Here is a 21440-nt window from a genome sequence, read left to right as displayed (position 1 = left end):
CTTATGATTTTTGTTGGTTTTCAACCAAAGCTACCAGACTTTGAATCGATTTAAAGTGCTGTTTGGTTTCAGCAGATTCGGCATTGAGATGAATGTTATAGCGCTTTTTCAAAGCCAAACCCAATTCCAATGCATCAATGGAATCCAGCCCTAAGCCATCACCAAATAAAGGGGCTTCAGTGTCGATATCTTCTATGCTGATGTCCTCTAGGGCAAGTACATCAATGATCATTTTTTTTAGCTCATCAGCAAGATTACTCATGATTCGATAACTCTTGATTAAAAAATTGTTGAAGTTTTTGATTTAATTGACGAACATGCTTAGGTGAAACTTGGGTTTCTGTTAAGATTTCATCAATATAAATCGCATCTAGGACTTTAATTTCAATATGAAATGGTTCGGATGGAATGTGATACCATTTTTCATTTTTGGTCAGCGTTGATGGTGTGCAGCGAATGATGATTGGGCGAATCGGCACATTTGCACGTAAAGCAATATTGGCAGCGCCCCGTTGAAAGTCATTTAAAGTCTGCCCTTTGGCAGTCCGTGTGCCTTCAGGGAAAATCAATAATGAAGCTGCCTGATCTTCTTGTAAGCGTTCTACACAATCATGGATAAACTGTTCAGACCCAGCATTTAAAATATAACCTGCTGAGCGCACAGGTCCTTGAGTGAAGGGATTTGACCATAAAGCCTCTTTCACCACGCAGTTGGCTTTTTCCATTAAACCAATTAAGACCACAACATCAACCAATGTCGGATGATTAGCAATCACCAATTCCTGACGGCTTTGTTGTAATTTTTCTAGCCCCTCAATTTCATAGGTCATGATGCCCAATTTGACCATCATTTCGACAAAACCCTTAAAGCTGTGTCGAATCACTTGCTGCGCACGATCTTGCCTGATTTTGGCATCTGAACTGGATAAATTTACCAAAGGTGCAATGATGCTACCGATTGCCACACCACCTAAACCAAAACTTGCAAAGCTGAAACCTGTCGCGCCAACACGCCAAGCATAATTTAATTTTTTACGAAATGTTTTCATCTTTTAGATCTTTGACCATATACCGCAACTTTGTTGCGTAGATTGTCCACAAAAATTATAAAAACTCAGTGCATCTAAATATTTAGGTTCCACTTGTAGCAATTGAGTTTCATCTAATGCCATATTGGGTGAAGTTAAATCCACTAAAGTAGCCAATGCAAAGCCATTAAAATTTTGATGTTCTACATAAACTTGCGGCAATGGTTCATCATAATAAATCACTAAAGCACGCCCAGTAGGTGCCATTGTTTTTAAATATACATAAGCCTCAATCAATGCTTCAGACCAATCTGCACATAAGCTTGTTGAAGGTGTCGCGTCCTGACATAAAATTGAATATAAGCCTGCAACTGCATTATGAACAGAAGTTGAAAATTGTGTTGGTGATGGCGTTATATCTTGTAAAACATCTTCTAAAATTTTATAGGTTTTATGTTCATCACCATATTGAGATGCCCACACAATATAATCAACTTGCTGCTCTGCTAAGCACTCAATTGCACTATTCAGTGCCAACTTGGCAATCGCTGATAAGCGTCGACGTTGCATAGCAGGGATATGCTCAAGTGCAGGATATGTCTCTCCTACACAACTGAGTTTAAGTTGTGAGACATTAAATTGAATCATGTGAAAATCATATACCCTGTCTATCAATCAATATTATATTTTTTTTGAAAAATCTAAAATTACTTTGCAGATTATATCACTGCTATAAAAAAAAACGCATAGAAAATCGAGGACGATTATTTGTATTTTCTATCATTCTAATGATCAAAACCCAAAGTAGACTTTGGGTTTTATGGTTCAATGATCAATTAAAATATTAACGTTTAAATTTCTTTTCCGCTTTCTTAAACTTCTGAATATAACGACGCTTACGTGCAGCAGTACGTTCATCCATTTGTGATTTACGTCCTTCAAATGGGTTTTCTGAAGTTTTAAAATCAATACGCACAGGCGTACCTTCTAACTTGTAGACTTTACGGAATACATTTTCTAAATAACGACGATAATCCGCAGGAGTTTTATCCACTTTATTACCATGAATCACAATCGTTGGTGGGTTTTGTCCGCCCATATGTGCATAACGCATTTTAATACGTTTGCCACTAAACATAGGAGGTTGATGCGCCTCAGTTGCATCATTTAAAATTTGGGTTAATTTTGCAGGTGAAACTTTTAAATGTGATGAGTCATAAGCACGATGAATTGAAGGATATAAATCACCTACACCTGTACCATGCAATGCAGAAATTAAATGAATTTTCGCCCAAGGAATAAAGTCAAAACGACGGTCAACATCGAGCTTACACTGTTTTCGGTCATACTCAGACATGTTATCCCATTTATTAATGGCGATCACCATGGCACGACCCGCTTCAAGCGCATAACCGATCAAATGCAAGTCTTGTTCAACAATACCTTCACGTGCATCGACCACAATCACAACAACATGCGCATCTTTCATCGCTTGTAAAGTTTTTACAATTGAGAATTTCTCAATCATGTCATCGACTTTACCTTTACGACGTACACCTGCAGTGTCGATCAAGGTATATTTACGACCATCACGTTCATAGGGAATATAAATCGAATCACGTGTTGTACCCGGTTGGTCAAAAGCAACAACTCGTTCTTCACCCAATAAACGGTTAACTAATGTAGATTTACCCACATTTGGACGACCAATGACTGCTAAACGTAGACCAGTCGCTTTATCATGCTCTTCTTCGCTTTCATCTTCAGGAACATCAGCAAGAACATCTTCAAGCATTTGCTGAACACCACGACCATGGCTTGCTGCCACTTGCAATGGTTCACCCATACCTAATTTGAAGAATTCAACCAAAGCAGCTTCTGCATGAACACCATCAACTTTGTTCGCAACTAAGTAAACTTTTTTACCGAGTGTACGTAACTCACGTGCGATTTGCTCATCGGAAGCCAATAAGCCTGCACGCGCATCAACCACAAATACAATAATATCTGCTTCATTGATGGCTGTTTTAGACTGCTCAGCCATGTAAGAGTCTATGCCGCCTTCATTTTCACCGATACCCCCAGTATCGACAACAATGAAAGATTTATTTTGATAGACAGCATCGCCATATTTACGGTCACGTGTTAGACCTGCAAAGTCTGCAACAAGCGCATCACGGCTTTTAGTAATTTGATTGAATAACGTTGATTTTCCGACGTTCGGACGTCCAATGAGCGCAATTACGGGTTTCATAGATTAACCTTAATTCAAGATCAGCCAGTTGGACTGGTCTGAACATCAGATAGTGAGGAAGAAGGTAAGAGCAAATGCTCCAAGATCTTTCGATCAGCTAAAATAAAACAAAGAACTCGGGGCGTTGAATCTTCAATCACCCCGAGTCTTTATAAATACGAATATGTATTAGTTTAACATAAGCGCAAAGAAAATTAACGATTCTGCCAAACAGTTAATTTACCTGTGCGTGTTGCAACAAAAAGTTGATTATCAATCACACGTAAAGTACGAACTTCACCACTTGTTTTTGCACGTCCAACAATATTGCCTGTATTCGGTTCAATCATATGTAAGACACCATCTAAATCTCCTACAACGAGGTATTGTCCTAACATCACAGGATTAGATAGTTGACGATTTAATAATTGGTCATTTGACCAAAGCACACGCCCTGATGTCAAATCAAATGCTGCAACTTTACCATTCGTTTGTGCAACAAACACTTTGTTATCATAAACTTCTGGACGAGTCGAACTTCCCGCATCTACACTTGAAATAACACGTTGTGAAGCTAAATCGAGTACAGTGACCTGTCCTTGATAACTATTGGTCACGATAAATTGACCAACCACAACAGGATCACCATCAACGTCAATTAAACGCTGAATATCTGAACGTCCTTCTGTCACTGCAACTCGGCGTTGCATACGTGGCATACCAGACAAACTATCAATGGCATAAACATAGCCTGTTGAAGTCGCAACAGCGATTGTTCTTGGATCAAGTTCTACAGGCGATGCTTGCCCACGTAAACTGAAAGATGCATTTGAAAGTTTATATGTCCATGCTTGTTGACCTGTTTCTTGATCAAAAGCGTAAACAGTACCATCATTGGCAACCACAATGACACGACCTGTTTGGATATGTGCAGGACTAATAATTGCACCTGATAATTGTGCAACCCATTTTTGTTGACCTGTCGCCTGATCCAAAGCAAATAACTGACCTTTGGTATTACCAACAACAACCAAGCCTTGTGCAGCTTCTACACCAGAACTGAGACCATTCTTAGTGACTTTGGTTGACCACAAGCGTTGTTTGCCTTTATAAGCTTCAACTTTACCATTTGGATCAAGTAAAAAAATCGTACCATTATCAGCATCAAGTCTTAAACGTAATGGATCTTCTTTATTAGTTGAAGAAACACTTTGTGAAAATACTTGTGTAAGACCTGTTGCTTGCACAATCTTAGGAAGTGGATTGGGCTTAATTTTTTCCTCTTTGACCTTATTACTTGAACAGCCCATAAGTGCTGCTGATAAAATTGCTAAAGCAAAAGGTATTTTATATTTTCTATCCATTAAGACTCATCCACTTGTGTTTCTAAAATTGGGCGTTCGAATTCAGGATCATCTACTAATACACCAACACTTTCGAGTTTAATTTGTAAAATTTGACGTTCTTGTTTACGTTCTAACAACGCAGCCCATGCAGCCTGATATGATTTTTTAGCATTTTCAAGATCATTTTTAGCAACATAGATGTCACCTCTCATTTCATCTGCTGTTGCTTTAAACGTTGGTTCTGTCACAGTAGATAAAGTTTTTAATGCTTCATCATATTTATTTTGTGCAAACTGAGCATCTGATAAACGTATTTTAACAGCTTGTAAAATACCTTGATCATCTATTTTTGAGTTTTCAACTTTTTTCAGTTCACGTTCAGCTTTTGCATAATCTGCTTGTTCATATGCCAATTTTGCCATCGCAAATTGAGCTTGAATGGCTTGAATTGAATCTGGATCTTCTTTAACTAACTTATCCGCAGCAGTCACTAAAGCAGCACTGGCTTTTGCATCACCACTTGCAACTTTAGCTTGGTCAAGCAGTTGTTGAACTTTAGCAGTTTGGTTTTGAGCCTTTGCTAAGTCATTTTTCTGCCAATACTGCCATCCAAAAAAGGCAATCAACGCAATGAGGACACCGCTCACCATAGCTGAGCCATATTTTTTTAAAAATGACTTTAAACTATCTAGTTGTTCTTCGTCAGCCGTTGCGTTCATCTGATTGCCCTTTTCCTAATGTTTTTAACTTATTTTGCAGAAAATTTTTCTATAAAGAACGGTACAACATCATTTACCGCCACTTCGTGCTGTTCCGCGGTTGCAAGCTCTTTAATCAAGACTTGTTGTGCTTCTGATTCACGTTCACCATAAATCAAAGCATAAACAGCACCTGACTGATCCGCCTTTTTCATCTGGCTTTTCATTGAACCTTGTGAACCTACTTTTAAGCGTATTGTACTATTTTTAGCTTCAAGCTGATCACGGATTTGCTCAGCAAGTACCAAAGCTTGACCTTGAGTCGCAGCATCTGAAACCAAGAACATTTCACACTCACGTGTAGATGTATTGTCTTCAACTTGTTCAAGGAGTAACAATAAACGTTCCATTCCCATTGCAAAACCAACCGCAGGAACAGATTGTTCTGGTTTACCTTTTAACTGCCCAACCAAACCATCATAACGCCCACCAGCACATACCGTGCCTTGTGAACCTAAATGTGTTGTTGTCCACTCAAACACTGTTTTATTGTAATAATCTAAACCACGTACAAGTTTTTGATTAATTACAAATTCAATACCTGCATTACTCAAATATTGCTTTAATTGAGCAAAATGCTGCATGGTTTCTTCACCCATAAAATCATGTAATTTTGGTGCATTTTCCAAAATTTTTTGGGTACGAGCATCTTTAGAGTCAAGAATACGCAACGGGTTTGTCGTTAAACGACGTTGTGAATCTTCATCTAACTCTGCCTGATGTGCTTTTAGAAATTCAACCAAAGCCGCACGATATTCTGCACGTTCTTCTGACTCACCTAAAGTATTTAATTCTAAACGAACTTTATCTGCAACACCCATGCGTTTCCACAAACGTGCTGTCATGAGAATGAGCTCAGCATCTTGATCAGGTGTTGCTACGCCAAAAGTTTCCACACCAAACTGATGGAATTGACGATAACGACCTTTTTGTGGTTTTTCATAACGGAACATTGGACCCACATACCAAACACGTGGATTTGCACCACGTAACAAATTATGTTCCAACATTGCACGAACACAACCTGCGGTACCTTCAGGACGCAAAGTTAAAGACTCAGGTGGATTACCTTTGTCTAAAAATGTATACATTTCCTTTTCAACAATATCTGTTGCATCACCAATTGAACGCTTAAATAAATGCGTTTGTTCAACAATGGGCAAACGGATTTGTTGATAGCCATAAGCATCCATTAATGATGCTAAATGTTGCTCTAGACGTCGCCATGCAGCTGTTTGTGATGGAAGAACGTCATTAAAACCTTTAATTGCGACTATTGAACTCATGACTTACTCAGAAAAACTTGTACGAATTATCTCTTTAGATTTAGCTTCTTCAAGCTCTACAATACGTTGACGAACCATAGCTTCGATTTCATCAACCAACTGGTTTGTATCAATTAAATGGCTTTTTTCACCATTAAGATAAACCAGTGAACGTGGTGCTGCACCAACAACACCGATATCTGCTTCTTTGGCTTCACCTGGTCCATTTACTTTACAGCCAATCACAGATACATCCATTGGAACGCGAACATCTTCTAAACGTTCCTCCAATGTTTGCATCACTTTGATGACATTAAATTCTTGGCGTGAACAGCTTGGGCAAGCAATAAAATTAATCCCATTTGAGCGCAAGCTTAATGATTTTAAAATATCAAAACCAATTTTTACTTCTTCCTCAGGCTCAGCTGCCAAAGAAATACGCATGGTATCGCCAATACCTTCCATCAATAAACCACCCAGTGCAATGGCTGATTTAACCGAACCAGTACGATATACACCTGCTTCAGTTACACCTAAATGTAATGGATTATCAATCTGTTGAGATAATAAGCGATATGCATCCATGGTTAAAAATACATTTGATGCTTTGACTGATACTTTAAACTCATGAAAGTTTAAACGGTCTAAAATATCAATATGGCGCATTGCAGATTCTAATAAAGCAGCACCAGTAGGTTCGCCATATTTTTTTTGAATGTCTTTTTCTAATGAACCTGCATTTACACCAATACGCATTGAAATATCATGATGTTTTGCTGCTGCAACCACTTCACGAATTTTAGCTTCTGAACCAATATTGCCTGGGTTAATACGCAAACAATCTGCACCAAAGTCTGCTACAGCCAAAGCAATTTTATAATCAAAGTGAATGTCGGCAACCAATGGTACTTGTACACGTTTGCGAATTTCACCAAAAGCTTTTGCAGCTTCCATGGTTGGCACAGAAACACGCATGATGTCAGCACCTACATCAACACAACGCTGAATTTGTGCAACTGTCGCATCAACATCACATGTTTCTGTATTGGTCATACTTTGGATGCTAATAGGCGCATCGCCACCGACGTAGACTGAACCAACACGAATTTTTCGTGTTGGGCGACGTTTTATAGGATTTTCAATCATTGTACCGCTCGACTCAATTTGATTAACGAGATAAACGGAATTCTGCCTTTCCGTTCACAGTATATGGAGACAATGAAATCTGCTCATTATTAAGGCTTAATGACACTGCTGAAGCATCATCAAGTCGAATCTGGAATGGAGATTCACCTGTCAATGTTAAAGCCTCAGATTGACGACCTGTAGCCAATACTTTACCTGTACTGTCCACAATTTTAATCGATGTTGGACGACTAAAATTTAGCACCATTTGATCACCAGATGTTGCTGTCGTACCATTATTATTCATTGATAAAACTTCAACATTCGATTCCTGCGGTTTTGCATCAGCATCATCATTTTTATTTGATGACCATTTCTGAACACCCGCAATAACAGCCCAAATCACCAGCATTGCAATCGCTGCAATCACTGCTCGTTTTAGCCATTTTTTATTGCGATCGCTATTTGAACCTGGAAGCTTACCCATGATTTTGATCGGAGAATTATTTAAAGCATGATTTGGCAATAATCCAGTATCATTTTGATAAATATCATCAAAACGTTGAATAATTGCAGTTGCATCTACTTTTAAATATTTTGCATACGAGCGATAATAACCTTTGATAAAAGTAGCTTCAGGCAAAGATTTATAATCATCTTTTTCCAAAGCTTGTAACGCTTTTAAAGGCATATTTAAGTCCGCTGCAACAGCATTAATATCACGATTTTGTGAAACACGAACTTGACGTAAGTACTCGCCCGGACGTTGAACATTTCCTAAACCATTAGGTGCTACGTTTGAACCAGTAGGTTGCTGTGAATTAGGATTTACTTCCATACGGCCTCAGTACTGTACTGTAATTGCAAATAACGTTGATATTCTTGGCTTTCAGGGAATAATGCGCGTAATTGGTTAACCAATACTTGCGATCCCATTTGATCACCATTGGCTCTAGCGATACGAATACCGATCCAAAGCGCCCTTGGATCTTGATTTTTCTGACCCACTAAACGCACAAACTGCTCATAAAGTTGACTTGCCTGAGCGGTTTGTTGTTTTAAATATAATAGTTCTGACAACTCGATTAAAGATATAACAGAGTCTCGATTCACTTGCAGGGTCTGCTTGAACGTTTTTTCAGCATTTTCTTTATCGCCGATCACCATATAAACTTTGCCAAGATTTTCCAAAGCTTTATAGCGCTGATCATAACCTAAACTCGCACCTGCAATTTGAAGCTGTGCAATCGCGTCATTATAACGCTTCATCAAATATAAGTAAGTACCATAATTATTGCGTGCTTGAGCATTTTCAGGATCGCGAGAGATAGCACGTTTAAAGTAACTATCTGCCCTTTCCATACTGTGCTTACTTCCTTCTTGTTGAAGTAAGACACCCATCATCATATTTGCTGTTGCATCACCTGAATCAATTTCTAAAGCTTGATCAAGTGAACGCTTTGCTGCATCTAAATCATGTGTTCGAATATATTCTGCAGCCAATTGAGTACGTACTTTGACTGCTTTTTCGGGATCTTTTTTTAAAACCGACCCTGTTTGTGTGGTTTGACAAGCAGTCAAGAACACAGCACAACTGATAGCAGTGACTGTGATCATTTTTGTGTACATATTATTTCTCAAAGCTTGTTCCCCATATTTAATTTTAAAAATGGTCAACCTTGTGAACGCAAAATCTCGTTCTGCTGCGCAACTTTCTTCTTCCATTGTTCTGCACGGCGAGTACGGTCAGCCACCTGACCGACCAATTGACCACACGCAGCATCAATGTCATCACCACGCGTCTGACGAATCGTACACACAAATCCTGCATCAGACAAAGTTTTTTGAAAAGAAATAATTCGATTACGACTTGAACGACCATAAGGTGCATGTGGAAAAGGATTAAATGGAATCAAATTAATTTTACTTGGTAAATTTTTCAATAACTTAATCATTTGTTGTGCATGTTCAGGATGATCATTTACACCATCTAACATGACATATTCAATGGTGACATGTTTACGTGAGCTTTCATTGCCATCTTTAGCAATATAACGCTGACATGCTGCAATGAGTTGTTCTAATGGATATTTTTTATTAATCGGCACAAGTTCATTACGTAGTTCATCATTTGGCGCATGTAAAGAAATGGCTAAAGCAACATCAATATCTTGTGCTAATTGATCAATTTTTGGCACCACGCCCGATGTAGACAAAGTGACTCGACGTTTTGACATACCATAAGCAAAATCGTCCAACATGATATTCATTGAGCTTAAGACAGCATCATAGTTGAGTAATGGCTCACCCATCCCCATCATCACGACATTGGTCACTGAGCGTTCACGCTCTGCAACAGGCACTTCTTCCATATAAGAATAGTTAGCCATCCATAACTGACCAATGATCTCACTTGGTGTTAAATCACGTTGAAAGCCTTGTTTACCTGTCGAACAAAATGAACAGTCAAGTGCACAACCAACTTGTGAAGAAATACACAAAGTTTTTCGAGAACCTGTTTTATCTTCAGCAGGAATTAAAACAGTTTCAACCAATGAACCGTCGCCTTCACCAACACGGAATACCCATTTACGAGTACCATCTTTTGAATAGTTACGATGAACAACTTCTGGTGCTTCGATGACACAAATTTTTTCTAATTTTTCACGCAACTTTCCTGAAATATTGGTCATTTCAGCAAAATCTGTTACAAAAAATTGATGTATCCACTTCATCACTTGCCCTGCACGGAATTTTTTCTCTCCCAAATCTTCGAAGAATTTTTCCAATTGCGGACGTGACATGCCAAGTAAATTCACTTTCTGTACATGTGTTTGCTGTGCAGATTTTGATGATGCAGGCTTCTGTTCATCTTGAGTTAATGATGAAGCGACAACTTCAGAATTCATGTGTATTACCTAAAAAACATGTCAATGGATGAGGATTGTTCAATTTTCGAACATTAAAAATAAAAAAACCAGACAAGTAGTATAACACTTATCTGGTTCAGGGTCTGTTAACAATTTACAAAACGTAAAACGCTTCTGTGAATTTTAAGACGACCCTATTGACTCAGAATTAACGAGTACGTGGGCAAACTTCAGTTTGAGCGAAGAAGTAGTTTACTTCACGATCAGCAGAAGCTACAGAGTCAGAACCGTGAGCAGCATTTTCATCGATGCTTACAGCGAAATCTGCACGGATTGTACCAGGAGCAGCTTCTTTAGGGTTTGTAGCGCCTAAGATGTCGCGGTGAGCAAGAACTGCGTTTTCGCCTTCAAGAACTGAAACAACAACTGGACCAGAAGTCATGAATGCAACTAAATCAGCAAAGAAACCACGTTCTTTATGTTCAGCATAGAAACCTTCAGCTTCTGCTTGAGAAAGGTGTTTCATTTTAGTCGCAACGATTTTAAGACCAGCTTTTTCGAAACGAGCAAAGATATCACCAATGTGGTTTTTAGCAACTGCATCTGGTTTTACGATAGATAAAGTACGTTCAATAGCCATGATTGGCTCCTTAAGTCAAATTGACATGAAAATTTTGGCGCATTATACCGAATAATGCGCGATTTTCCGCTTTTTAAACTGTAAAAAAATGATTTTTTAGACAGATTAAGACATTTTTTTAGCTAGCTTCATCAATCCAAGCCATTTGAATTGCTTCTAATAAGCCTTCTGTTGACTTCGTTGGATCATCACTAAAATCGGGTAATGCACAAATCCATGCGTGTAAGTCTGTAAAACGCACCCATTGTGGGTCAACATCTGGGTGAGCTTCATATAGCTCAATCGCGATATCAATTGTATCTGTCCAACGTAAACCCATTGAGGTCATCCTATCCTTTTCCATCTTGGCAATTACTTTAGCAAAATCTAGCCATTTACCAAAATAGAATTCATTTTAAAATACAATTTATAAGCTAATATGCAAAAATGGTGCAGCGACTAAAATCATGCTTGCCACTGTCGCTCCAATTAAAGCCCCCACAATCACATCACTTGGATAATGCAAACCCAAAATCATGCGTGATAATGCAACTAAAATTGTAAAAGGCATCATTAAAAATAAAAGCGCAGGTTGGATATAACCTAATACCACGGTAGTCATCACCGCATGTAAAGTATGACCAGATGGAAAACTAAAGTGATCCAAAGGTCGTTCGCCTAAGATAATCACTTGGTGTACTTGATAAGGACGTGGACGAACTGTTTTATGCTTTAATACTTTATAAATACCTGTACCAATCAAAGCACTTAATACGACATAAATTAACTTTAATCCATACGCAAAGCCTTTATTCAGCCACACAATCAGCAACATCAAGTACCAAAATGCACCATCACCTAAACGACTAATGATTTTAAAAAACAAAGCCACATATTGCATATGCGACAAATTATTGAGATATAAACAGCCTCTCAAATCTAAATCGAGTATTTTTATTTTAGTTTCTTTAAAATTCATTTTAGCTCTCCTCTCTTGACGAGATGATTTACGTTACTAAAACCTGATCTTGTGTAACCTGATAAAGTGCCTGTTCGAATTGTTGTACCGCATGTCGCCAGCCAATGTTTTGAACATCGTGCATAGCTTGCTGCCCCATTACACGCAAACTTGCATGGTCAGGAAGCTGTAAAATAGATTGAATGAATTGATCAGTTGCACCCAATGGACTTAACCAACCCGTTTGTTGATGTTTCAAGTATAATTGCGCACTTGCATAATCATAAGCAACAACAGGCAAACCACTTGCCATTGCTTCTAAAACAACGTTACCAAACGTTTCCACCTGACTTGCAAAAACAAAAACATCTGCACTTGCATAAGTTTGCGCTAAGCTTGTACCACTTAAGCTGCCTGTAAAAATAATATCTTCTGCACCAAGCATTTTTTCTAAACGCTTACGATCTGGACCATCACCCACAATGACAAACTGCACTTTTTTCTGTGAACACTTTTTAAGTGCAACATAAGCCTCAATCAAAACATTGATCTCTTTTTCAGGAGATAAACGTCCAACATAAAGCAATACCGTCGTGTCATGATCAACGCCCCAACTGCGGCGTAACTGCTCTGAACGATGACTGGATGAAAATTTTTCTACATCAACACCACGCCCAACAATAACTAACGGACAAGTTACCCCAAACTGCTTTAAAGCTTGTTCTGTATCACGACTCGGTACACAAGTTAAGTCTGTATGATTATGAAACCACTTCAAATATCGCTGTACAGGTTTCACCAAAAATGCCAAATCAAAAAAGCGACTAAATTCTTGAAATGGTGAATGAAAACCACTAGAAACAGGGATTTTTTTAGATTTTGCTGCATGTAGTGCCGTAAAACCTAAAGGTCCTTCTGTCACAATATGAACAACATGCGGTGCAAAATCAGAAATTGCTTGGGATACTTTTAAATATTGTGGCCAACCAAAACGCATATCAGGGTATTTAGGTACTGCTTGAGCCGTCACTAAGCACTCTTTATTTGGCGAAAACTCATCACATACATGTTTTTGTTTTGGGCGAATCAGTAAAATTTTATGCCCTTGTTTCTGTAAACCTTTACACAATTGCATCAATGACATTGCTACGCCATTAATTTCAGGAGGCCATGTTTCTGTCACAATTGCAATTTTCAGCCTTGGACGTACAAGCTCTTGAAGAATATTTAAATTTTCAGAAATATGTTGCTGCTTATTATTTTTCTTTAAATAAAATTTAAAATAATCAGGAAAATCTCGTTGTCTGTATAATAAGGCTTCTGCGTACGTCTTTGTCATACGATTACCTCTATCTTCTCTTCATTTTTTATAAGTGTAGGCGATCTTTTTTACACTTTGATGATTTTAAGATGACGGTTTTTTGAAACTATATTTTCATCAAATTGTTTAACTATTTCCCAATACAAAAATAAAGATAAAACAGTACCAACCTGTCGAACCAATATTCCGTTTATAATTCAATAAAAAATAAGAGCATAAAAAATCATGACTCGATATCGAACATGCCTCAAACAGATCCAAACATCATGCAACTTTGATCATATATTTTCAGCTTTATAATACCGCTTTAAACAATTGATCACACGATACGCCATTCCAAATGCAATAAAATATCCGATCCAACGTAATGGGTTTAAATAATGCATCCACCAAGGAATGGCATACCATTTTTGCATCTTTCTTTGCAGCCACGTATTTTCAAACTCCCAATCAGGCAATGCAGCAATTAAAAATAGAGAGCCAACAATGGGAATCCAAACAAATAACATACAAAAACTAGGCAAAGCGAAATATCCAAGCACATCACGATAAATAACTGTGCGAAGATCTGACCAATGTGGATAATTTTGTTTTATTTCAGAAAAATGAGTTAAGTCTTGATCATCAAAACCACTTTCAGTCCACGCACTAGAAAATATTTTCCAGACCAAAAAGTGCCGACTCATCAAGACTTTATACTTATCATTTGAATTAAAAATAAACTAAATTCGATTTAACAAACCATTTTCAACCTGATAAATTTTGCCCCCTCCAAAATCAATTTGCTGTTTTTCACCATGCAGATTTGGGAAACCAATAATTTTTTCAAGTTGTGGCGAACGTTGAAATTGCCCTGTTTTCGGGTTATACATCCAATAAATATAACGCTTATCTTCTACAGAATAAGACTGTGAAATGTCAGATAAAATAATGTCATAATAACCATCAAAATTAATATCCATATAACCTATACTTTTTGGATATGCTGCAAATCCTGTCAAAGACTGAATCGTCTGATTATTATTTTTATTAACTACATCTACACGTTGTAAAGGTGCGCCATACGTTGTCGTTTGATCACCGCTATAAAATTTAAAGACAAATGAAGGCTTATTATTGACTTTAACTGCTGGTTCAAACTGAATATTTTTACCAAAAGTGTCAGTGCCTTCTGAGAGTAAAGTTTTAAAATAACCTGTATTTGCATTTAAAGTACCTGTAAGTTGGTACATGCTATTTTCTGTTGCATCAGTTTCAGAGTTTACTGATTTTAGCGTGAGTTGATCTGCTTTTTGCAAACCTTTAAATGAAATATTTTTATTTTCAACTAAATCCGTCATCACAGCATGTGGATTCCAAATACCCGCATAAAGACTTAAAAAATAACGCCCTTCAGTAGAACGCAACATACGCTGCATAGACACCCGAACTTCATTAAGGGGCTTAAATTCTTTTGAATTTACTACAGTTTCGGCATGATTTAAATTTGAAAATGTTATAGCAACCATACCCAAGAAAATTTTAAATTTCATAATTTCACCACATTCAAAAACAGCAAAATAATGAGTAATTTATCATAAAAAAAGCCTACTCAATAGAATAGGCTTTTTATAAAGTCAAAAACTAAAAATTAGTTCTTTTCTTTATCTACGATTTTGTTCGCTTGAATCCAAGGCATCATTGAACGTAACTTGTTACCCGTTACTTCGATACCGTGTGCAGCATTTTGACGACGACGAGCAGTCATTGAAGGATAGTTCAACGCACCTTCGTTAATGAACATTTTCGCGTATTCGCCAGATTGAATACGTTTAAGTGCATTACGCATCGCTTCACGAGACTGTTCGTTGATTACTTCAGTACCTGTTACATATTCGCCATATTCAGCATTGTTAGATACTGAATAGTTCATGTCAGCGATACCGCCTTCGAACATCAAGTCAACGATCAATTTAAGCTCGTGTAAGCACTCGAAGTAAGCCATTTCTGGTGCATAACCAGCTTCAACCAAAGTTTCGAAGCCCATTTTAACCAATTCAACAGCACCACCACAAAGAACTGCTTGCTCACCAAATAAGTCAGTTTCAGTTTCTTCACGGAAAGAAGTTTCGATGATACCAGTACGACCACCACCTACGCCTGAAGCATAAGAAAGTGCAACGTTACGTGCATTACCAGAAGCATCTTGGTGAATTGCGATTAAATCAGGAACACCTGAACCACGTTGATATTCTGAACGTACAGTGTGACCAGGTGCTTTAGGTGCAACCATGATTACGTCTAAGTCAGCACGTGGAACAACTTGGTTATAAAGAACAGAGAAACCATGAGCAAATGCTAAAGTTGCACCTTGCTTGATATTTGGTTCAATCACATCACGATAAAGTTGTGATTGGAACTCATCTGGAGTCAAGATCATAACAACGTCAGCTTGAGCAACAGCAGCAGGAACTTCAGATACTTTAAGACCTGAATTCTCAGCTTTTTTCCAAGAAGTAGAACCTGCACGTAAACCTACAGTTACATCAACGCCAGAATCTTTAAGGTTAAGCGCATGCGCATGACCTTGTGAACCATAACCAATGATTGCTACTTTTTTACCTTGGATGATAGATAAGTCACAGTCTTTATCATAAAAAATTTGCATTGCTGTCTCCGCTTAAATGCTTTTGTTTCCTTTACTTAGTTGGTACGGCTTTATTGTGTACTGATCAACTAAGCCCTCTCCTTTTTTCTAGGAGAGGATTATAGGTGAATAAATTAAAATTAAATAGTTAAAACTTTTTCGCCACGTGCGATGCCTGACACACCTGAACGTACAACTTCAAGAATGGTATTTTCAGCAAGCGCATCAATAAAACCATCAATTTTTTCAGTTGTACCAGCAATTTGAATGGTATAAGTCGTTGGTGTTACATCAACAATTTGCGCACGGAAAATATCGGCTGTACGCTTAATCTCAGCACGTGCTGAACCTAAAGCTTTGACCTTAATGAGCATTAATTCACGCTCAATATGTGCACCTTCTGACAAATCAACCACTTTTACCACTTCAACCAATTTGTTCAGTTGTTTAGTAATTTGCTCAATTTTGTGCTCATCACCATAGGTCGTTAATGTCAAACGTGACAAAGTTGGATCTTCTGTTGGTGCAACATTTAATGTTTCAATGTTATAGCCACGTTGACTAAATAAACCCACCAAACGAGAAAGCGCACCTGCTTCGTTTTCCATGAGTACAGAAATTATATGTCTCATTGAGTACGCTCCCCTTTAGATAACCACATATCTTGCATTGATTGACCTGCGATCAGCATCGGATAAACATGCTCTGAACGATCAACCATGACATTGATAAATACGCATTTATCATTAATTGCCATTGCTTCTGCAAGTTTAGATTCAAGCTCATCTGCATGGTCAATTTGAATACCAACATGACCATATGCTTCCATCAATTTAGGGAAGTCTGGTAATGACTCAACATAAGAACTTGAATGACGTCCTTCATAGTTCATGTCTTGCCATTGTTTAACCATACCTAAAGCACGGTTATTCAAACAAAGAATTTTTACATTTAAGCCATATTGCTTACATGTCGAAAGCTCTTGGATACACATCTGAATCGATGCTTCACCTGTAATACAGACAACTTGTTGATCTGGAAATGCAAGTTTAGCAGCCATTGCGTATGGTAAGCCCACACCCATTGTGCCCAAACCACCAGAGTTCAACCATTGACGTGGACGTTTGTACTTATAGTACATTGCACCAAACATTTGATGCTGACCAACATCAGAAGTAATAATGGCATCACCATTGGTTATTTTGTCTAAAGCTTCAACAACTTGCTGAGGCTTCATTGAACCGTCAGTTGCTTTTTCATAGCGTAAGCCATGAACTTTACGCCATTCATTGATTTGATCCCACCAAGCTGCAATTGCTTCCGGATTTGGTTTTGAAACATTCATTTGTTTCAATTGAACCAACATCTCTTGAAGAACTGGCTCTACAGCACCAACAATTGGAATATGCGCAATAATCGTTTTTGAAATTGTTGCAGGGTCAATATCAATATGAATGACTTTTGCATTTGGACAGAATTTCGCTGGATTGTTTGTTACACGGTCATCAAAACGCGCGCCAATCGCTAAAATAACATCCGCATTATGCATTGTCATATTGGCTTCGTATGTACCATGCATACCCAACATGCCAATGAACTGTGGATCATTGCCTGGAAATGCACCTAAGCCCATCAAAGTATTGGTCACTGGGCAACCCAAAAGATGTGCAAGTTCAGTCAACTGCTCAGAAGCATTACCTTGAACCACACCACCACCTGTATAAATGACAGGACGTTTTGCATTAATCAATTCGTCTATTGCTTTACGAATTTGACCAGAATGACCACGGTGTGGTGGTTGATACGAACGCATTTTTACCTTTTCAGGGTATTCGTATGCAAATTTCTCAGCAGGATTTGTTGCATCTTTTGGAATATCAACAACAACTGGACCTGGACGACCACTTGCAGCAATATAAAATGCTTTTTTAATAATTGCAGGAATTTCGCTTGCATGACGCACTTGGAAACTGTGCTTCACGATTGGACGAGAAATACCGACCATATCCGTTTCTTGGAACGCATCCTCACCGATTAAATGGCTTGCAACCTGACCAGACAAAATCACCATTGGGATTGAGTCCATATAAGCTGTTGCAATTGGCGTTACGGTATTGGTCGCACCAGGACCAGATGTGACAAGCACCACACCTGTTTTACCTGTCGCACGTGAGTAAGCATCAGCCATATGACCTGCTGCTTGTTCATGACGCACGAGGTAATGATTGATTTTCTCTTGTTGAAATAGCGCATCATAAATATGTAAAACTGCGCCGCCTGGGTACCCAAAAACATGCTCAACGCCTTCGTCCGCCAATGCACGAACGAGCATTTCACCACCAGATAAAAGTTCCAACGTATTCACCCTAATCTTTTTTCCACAACTTATGGGAGACACAAGTTGTGCTTCATTCATTGATTTGTGCGCTCTGTTATAGCACACATATTTACTAGTTTTTGCAGCAATATAAAAATTTTATAGTCACATCACTGTTTAAATGATGTTCATAACAAAAATATGTTGGGATAAACATATTTAATGTAAGGGGGTCACTTTCTCGGTTTAGAGAAAAATGATATTGCTTACGATGCCATTATTCGAAGGGTGATCGAATAAAAACATACAAAACTGAATCAGCATTTTTGTTGTTTTAGCAAGCAAAGTCAAGGTTTCTATTCGCTTTTTTATTGTTTATTTCCCATACGCATTTTTTTTAAACTATTACTTTTTTTTATTCGATTTATAATAAAAAATTCAGCAAGTTATAACTTAATAAATTTTCAATAAAAATCTATCATTTTTTCTAAATACGATTAAAATAAACACAAAATAAAATCACAATAAGTATTCTTTATTTTATGTGTACAATTACCGCATAATATTTAGAAGAATGGAAAAATCCTCATTTCAAAGGTTCTGTCATGCAAAAACCAAAACATTTATACACCAAGATTATTTCCACCACATTTTTAGTTTTAAGCCTTAGTGCAACGTCGCAAAGCTTTGCAAAACAATACTACAAATGGGTCGATCATCAAGGCGCAACTCACTATACCGAAACACCTCCACCTAAAAATGCCAAGAGCAGAACCACAGTGACAACTTATGGGCATAATGCTTCACCATCAACATTATCTGTAACACCTGTGGCACCTGCAACACCAGTAACTTCTCAACCTGTGCAAAATCATAATGAAAGAGCAGATGTTCCCAAAGTCGATCAGCAAGGTGAAGCCAATGCAGCTTTACAACGTGGTCAAGAGCGTCCTCAATAAATTCAAATTAAAAAATATCAGCAATAAAAAAACCTTTCATACGAATATGAAAGGTTTTTTAGCAATAAGAAGCTTATTTATAATCATCTTTAAAAATATCAATATTTTTCGTTTCTTGAATAAATAATGCACAAATAATCACACAAATAACAGCAACAATAATTGGGAACCATAAACCATTATAAATATTGCCTGTTTGCGCAACGATGGCAAAAGAAATTGTTGGTAATAAGCCACCAAACCAACCATTTCCAATATGATAAGGTAAGCTTACTGAAGTATAACGAATTTTTGTTGCAAACATTTCAACCAATGCTGCTGCAATTGGCGCATACATCATCGCAACATAAATCACTAATAAAGACAGCAACAAGACAATGAGTGGCTTATTCATTTCTTTAGGGTCTGCTTGTGTTGGATATTGTGCTTCAATCAATGCCGCACTGACCTGATTTTTAAAGTCAGCCTCCATCACTTTAGTTGCGGTTGCTTTTGCATCTTTGGCAAAATCATCCAAAGTTTTCGCTGTTAAAGCTTGTTCTCTCTGAGCAAGTAAAATCGCTTTTCGATCACCATTTTGTTCTGCCAACTCAAGTTGCTGCATGGCTTTAAACTGATTTTGCTGTGCAATTCCTTGTGCAGCAAAAATACTTTCTTCTGTGATATGCAAAGGTGAAAAACCTTGAATTAAAGTATGACCCACTAAAATTTTTGCATTTTCACCGTGAGGTAAATGCTCAATGGAGTAATTTACTGCATTTGTTGCTAACAGCTTCTTGGCAATATCACAACTACTTTCCAATGTTTTACGTCCAATTGGGTCAAATTGTAATGAACACTCAGAAGGATCAACACTTAACACGATTGGAGATTGTTTTAAGACTGTTGCAAGCTGAGGATTTGCTGCATACGTCAAGGCATGATAAATCGGTATATATGTGACTGCGGCTAATACCCCACCCAAAATAATAATAGGTTTACGCCCAACTCGATCAGATAAATAACCAAATAAAATAAAGAAAGGTAGACCAATCAGTAAAGCACATGCCACCAAAATACTAGCTGTCGCACTTTCTACTTTTAATGCTTGGGTTAAAAAGAATAGGCTATAAAATTGACCTGTATACCAAATGACAGCTTGTCCCATGGTTAAACCAAACAATGCCAATAAAATCAGTTTTAAATTTTTCCACTGCCCTAATGATTCAAAAATAGGTGCTTTAGACAGTTTTCCTGCTTCTTTTAGCTTTTTAAATGCAGGAGGTTCACTCATTGATAAACGCACCCAAACACTTACAAACAGCAAAACAAAAGAAAATAAGAAAGGAATTCGCCATCCCCATGCACTAAAAGCTTCTTCTCCAAGCAATGTTCGTACACTTAAAATAACCAGTAACGATAACAATAATCCTGTCGTTGCTGTAATCTGGATCCATGCAGTATATGCTCCTCGTTTATGTTGAGGTGCATATTCAGCAACATATGTCACTGCCCCACCATACTCGCCTCCTAATGCTAAACCTTGTATTAAACGTAATATGATTAGCATTATGGGGGCTGCAATTCCGATTGCATTATAATTAGGCAATAATCCAACCAAAAAAGTTGATATTCCCATAATTAAAATAGTGATTAAAAATGTATATTTTCGCCCAACCCTATCGCCTAATCGACCAAAAACTAATGCCCCAAAAGGTCGCACAATAAAACCTGCGGAAAATGCAAGTAAGGCAAAAATAAACCCTGTTGTACTATCAAGATCGGTAAAAAACTGCTGAGCCAAAATAAGTGCTAATGCGCCATATAAATAAAAGTCATACCATTCAAATATTGTTCCTAAACTTGAAGCGAAAATGATTTTTTTCTCTTCCTTTGTCATTTTCTGATCTGGCACTCCCCTAGTGCTTGTATGCATTTATTTATTCCTTTCATTTTTATTAAAATAAAACTGCATAATAAAAATGTTTTAATAACTATTTTTATTAAATCTTATGAAAACATTTTATTAATCCCCT

At 37.6% G+C, this 21440-nt stretch carries 22 protein-coding genes; 1 reads left to right on the top strand and 21 read right to left on the bottom strand.

Annotated features, from left to right (window positions below; all coding sequences use genetic code 11):
• Position 1: 1 nt before the first annotated feature.
• The 20 genes from HX005_RS12725 to HX005_RS12630 form a co-directional block, all read right to left on the bottom strand.
• Positions 2–262 (bottom strand): phosphopantetheine-binding protein, encoded by a 261-nt coding sequence (locus HX005_RS12725; RefSeq protein WP_286377628.1) that lies wholly within the window; start codon positions 260–262, stop codon positions 2–4.
• Positions 255–1049, bottom strand: coding sequence for a lysophospholipid acyltransferase family protein (locus HX005_RS12720; RefSeq protein ID WP_286377627.1), 795 nt, complete (start codon positions 1047–1049; stop codon positions 255–257). Before HX005_RS12720 ends, HX005_RS12725 begins: the two co-directional genes overlap by 8 nt.
• Positions 1050–1052: 3 nt before the next feature.
• Entirely contained in the window at positions 1053–1676 is a 624-nt protein-coding gene (locus tag HX005_RS12715; RefSeq protein ID WP_286377626.1) for a beta-ketoacyl synthase chain length factor, read from the bottom strand.
• A gap of 196 nt (positions 1677–1872) precedes the next feature.
• The gene (gene der, locus HX005_RS12710) at positions 1873–3282 is read right to left on the bottom strand and encodes a ribosome biogenesis GTPase Der (protein ID WP_107008325.1); all 1410 of its coding nucleotides are present in this window, start codon (positions 3280–3282) and stop codon (positions 1873–1875) included.
• A gap of 194 nt (positions 3283–3476) precedes the next feature.
• The gene (bamB, locus tag HX005_RS12705; RefSeq protein WP_286377625.1) at positions 3477–4625 is read right to left on the bottom strand and encodes an outer membrane protein assembly factor BamB; all 1149 of its coding nucleotides are present in this window, start codon (positions 4623–4625) and stop codon (positions 3477–3479) included.
• Positions 4625–5326 carry a YfgM family protein gene (locus tag HX005_RS12700; RefSeq protein WP_107008323.1) on the bottom strand — a complete coding sequence of 234 codons (702 nt, stop codon included), beginning with the start codon at positions 5324–5326 and terminating at the stop codon, positions 4625–4627. The genes bamB and HX005_RS12700 overlap by 1 nt, the downstream gene beginning before the upstream one ends.
• 29 nt (positions 5327–5355) lie before the next feature.
• On the bottom strand, positions 5356–6651 hold the full coding sequence (gene hisS, locus HX005_RS12695) for a histidine--tRNA ligase (protein WP_107008322.1): 1296 nt from the start codon (positions 6649–6651) through the stop codon (positions 5356–5358).
• A gap of 3 nt (positions 6652–6654) precedes the next feature.
• Positions 6655–7776, bottom strand: a complete 1122-nt coding sequence (gene ispG / locus HX005_RS12690; protein WP_107008321.1) for a flavodoxin-dependent (E)-4-hydroxy-3-methylbut-2-enyl-diphosphate synthase — start codon at positions 7774–7776, stop codon at positions 6655–6657.
• Positions 7777–7798: 22 nt separating this feature from the next.
• Positions 7799–8593: a helix-turn-helix domain-containing protein gene (locus HX005_RS12685; RefSeq protein WP_107008320.1), complete on the bottom strand. Its 795-nt coding sequence runs from the start codon at positions 8591–8593 to the stop codon at positions 7799–7801.
• Positions 8584–9384, bottom strand: coding sequence for a type IV pilus biogenesis/stability protein PilW (gene pilW / locus HX005_RS12680; RefSeq protein ID WP_107008319.1), 801 nt, complete (start codon positions 9382–9384; stop codon positions 8584–8586). Before pilW ends, HX005_RS12685 begins: the two co-directional genes overlap by 10 nt.
• A gap of 44 nt (positions 9385–9428) precedes the next feature.
• Positions 9429–10664, bottom strand: coding sequence for a dual-specificity RNA methyltransferase RlmN (gene rlmN, locus HX005_RS12675; RefSeq protein ID WP_107008318.1), 1236 nt, complete (start codon positions 10662–10664; stop codon positions 9429–9431).
• A 169-nt stretch (positions 10665–10833) separates the two neighbouring features.
• Positions 10834–11265, bottom strand: a complete 432-nt coding sequence (ndk, locus tag HX005_RS12670) for a nucleoside-diphosphate kinase (protein ID WP_107008317.1) — start codon at positions 11263–11265, stop codon at positions 10834–10836.
• Positions 11266–11383: 118 nt separating this feature from the next.
• Entirely contained in the window at positions 11384–11584 is a 201-nt protein-coding gene (gene iscX, locus HX005_RS12665) for a Fe-S cluster assembly protein IscX (protein ID WP_286377624.1), read from the bottom strand.
• An 87-nt stretch (positions 11585–11671) separates the two neighbouring features.
• Positions 11672–12223: a phosphatase PAP2 family protein gene (locus HX005_RS12660; RefSeq protein WP_286377623.1), complete on the bottom strand. Its 552-nt coding sequence runs from the start codon at positions 12221–12223 to the stop codon at positions 11672–11674.
• Between the two features lie 28 nt (positions 12224–12251).
• The gene (locus tag HX005_RS12655; protein ID WP_286377622.1) at positions 12252–13541 is read right to left on the bottom strand and encodes a glycosyltransferase family 4 protein; all 1290 of its coding nucleotides are present in this window, start codon (positions 13539–13541) and stop codon (positions 12252–12254) included.
• A 260-nt stretch (positions 13542–13801) separates the two neighbouring features.
• Complete coding sequence (locus HX005_RS12650; RefSeq protein WP_286377621.1) at positions 13802–14209, bottom strand: hypothetical protein; 408 nt, start codon at positions 14207–14209, stop codon at positions 13802–13804.
• 36 nt (positions 14210–14245) lie between these two features.
• On the bottom strand, positions 14246–15055 hold the full coding sequence (locus tag HX005_RS12645; RefSeq protein WP_286377620.1) for an XAC2610-related protein: 810 nt from the start codon (positions 15053–15055) through the stop codon (positions 14246–14248).
• Between the two features lie 98 nt (positions 15056–15153).
• Positions 15154–16170, bottom strand: coding sequence for a ketol-acid reductoisomerase (ilvC, locus tag HX005_RS12640; RefSeq protein WP_107008311.1), 1017 nt, complete (start codon positions 16168–16170; stop codon positions 15154–15156).
• Positions 16171–16289: 119 nt separating this feature from the next.
• Positions 16290–16781, bottom strand: a complete 492-nt coding sequence (ilvN, locus tag HX005_RS12635) for an acetolactate synthase small subunit (protein WP_107008310.1) — start codon at positions 16779–16781, stop codon at positions 16290–16292.
• The gene (locus tag HX005_RS12630; protein WP_286377706.1) at positions 16778–18505 is read right to left on the bottom strand and encodes an acetolactate synthase 3 large subunit; all 1728 of its coding nucleotides are present in this window, start codon (positions 18503–18505) and stop codon (positions 16778–16780) included. Before HX005_RS12630 ends, ilvN begins: the two co-directional genes overlap by 4 nt.
• Positions 18506–19071: 566 nt before the next feature.
• On the opposite strand from HX005_RS12630, the gene HX005_RS12625 reads away from it, so the two are divergent.
• Positions 19072–19425 (top strand): DUF4124 domain-containing protein, encoded by a 354-nt coding sequence (locus tag HX005_RS12625; RefSeq protein WP_286377619.1) that lies wholly within the window; start codon positions 19072–19074, stop codon positions 19423–19425.
• Positions 19426–19498: 73 nt separating this feature from the next.
• Here HX005_RS12625 and HX005_RS12620 read toward each other — a convergent pair whose 3' ends face one another.
• A complete protein-coding gene (locus HX005_RS12620; protein ID WP_286377618.1) occupies positions 19499–21340 on the bottom strand; it encodes an MFS transporter in 1842 nt (613 codons plus the stop codon).
• Between the last annotated feature and the right edge of the window lie 100 nt (positions 21341–21440).

The sequence above is a fragment of the Acinetobacter sp. R933-2 genome (genome assembly GCF_030325485.1).
In the GTDB taxonomy this organism is placed as follows: domain Bacteria; phylum Pseudomonadota; class Gammaproteobacteria; order Pseudomonadales; family Moraxellaceae; genus Acinetobacter; species Acinetobacter sichuanensis.
This window is presented reverse-complemented; position numbering and strand designations above follow the sequence as displayed.

What these genes read in the sequence shown, in the direction of transcription:
- bamB (WP_286377625.1), bottom strand. Translation starts at nt 4,625, where the DNA reads ATGGATAGAAAATATAAAATACCTTTTGCTTTAGCAATTTTATCAGCA.
- HX005_RS12725 (WP_286377628.1), bottom strand. Translation starts at nt 262, where the DNA reads ATGAGTAATCTTGCTGATGAGCTAAAAAAAATGATCATTGATGTACTT.
- HX005_RS12645 (WP_286377620.1), bottom strand. Translation starts at nt 15,055, where the DNA reads ATGAAATTTAAAATTTTCTTGGGTATGGTTGCTATAACATTTTCAAAT.
- ndk (WP_107008317.1), bottom strand. Translation starts at nt 11,265, where the DNA reads ATGGCTATTGAACGTACTTTATCTATCGTAAAACCAGATGCAGTTGCT.
- ilvN (WP_107008310.1), bottom strand. Translation starts at nt 16,781, where the DNA reads ATGAGACATATAATTTCTGTACTCATGGAAAACGAAGCAGGTGCGCTT.
- HX005_RS12685 (WP_107008320.1), bottom strand. Translation starts at nt 8,593, where the DNA reads ATGGAAGTAAATCCTAATTCACAGCAACCTACTGGTTCAAACGTAGCA.
- HX005_RS12720 (WP_286377627.1), bottom strand. Translation starts at nt 1,049, where the DNA reads ATGAAAACATTTCGTAAAAAATTAAATTATGCTTGGCGTGTTGGCGCG.
- ilvC (WP_107008311.1), bottom strand. Translation starts at nt 16,170, where the DNA reads ATGCAAATTTTTTATGATAAAGACTGTGACTTATCTATCATCCAAGGT.
- ispG (WP_107008321.1), bottom strand. Translation starts at nt 7,776, where the DNA reads ATGATTGAAAATCCTATAAAACGTCGCCCAACACGAAAAATTCGTGTT.
- HX005_RS12660 (WP_286377623.1), bottom strand. Translation starts at nt 12,223, where the DNA reads ATGAATTTTAAAGAAACTAAAATAAAAATACTCGATTTAGATTTGAGA.
- pilW (WP_107008319.1), bottom strand. Translation starts at nt 9,384, where the DNA reads ATGTACACAAAAATGATCACAGTCACTGCTATCAGTTGTGCTGTGTTC.
- der (WP_107008325.1), bottom strand. Translation starts at nt 3,282, where the DNA reads ATGAAACCCGTAATTGCGCTCATTGGACGTCCGAACGTCGGAAAATCA.
- HX005_RS12655 (WP_286377622.1), bottom strand. Translation starts at nt 13,541, where the DNA reads ATGACAAAGACGTACGCAGAAGCCTTATTATACAGACAACGAGATTTT.
- hisS (WP_107008322.1), bottom strand. Translation starts at nt 6,651, where the DNA reads ATGAGTTCAATAGTCGCAATTAAAGGTTTTAATGACGTTCTTCCATCA.
- HX005_RS12700 (WP_107008323.1), bottom strand. Translation starts at nt 5,326, where the DNA reads ATGAACGCAACGGCTGACGAAGAACAACTAGATAGTTTAAAGTCATTT.
- rlmN (WP_107008318.1), bottom strand. Translation starts at nt 10,664, where the DNA reads ATGAATTCTGAAGTTGTCGCTTCATCATTAACTCAAGATGAACAGAAG.
- HX005_RS12715 (WP_286377626.1), bottom strand. Translation starts at nt 1,676, where the DNA reads ATGATTCAATTTAATGTCTCACAACTTAAACTCAGTTGTGTAGGAGAG.
- HX005_RS12650 (WP_286377621.1), bottom strand. Translation starts at nt 14,209, where the DNA reads ATGAGTCGGCACTTTTTGGTCTGGAAAATATTTTCTAGTGCGTGGACT.
- HX005_RS12625 (WP_286377619.1), top strand. Translation starts at nt 19,072, where the DNA reads ATGCAAAAACCAAAACATTTATACACCAAGATTATTTCCACCACATTT.
- iscX (WP_286377624.1), bottom strand. Translation starts at nt 11,584, where the DNA reads ATGGGTTTACGTTGGACAGATACAATTGATATCGCGATTGAGCTATAT.
- HX005_RS12620 (WP_286377618.1), bottom strand. Translation starts at nt 21,340, where the DNA reads ATGCATACAAGCACTAGGGGAGTGCCAGATCAGAAAATGACAAAGGAA.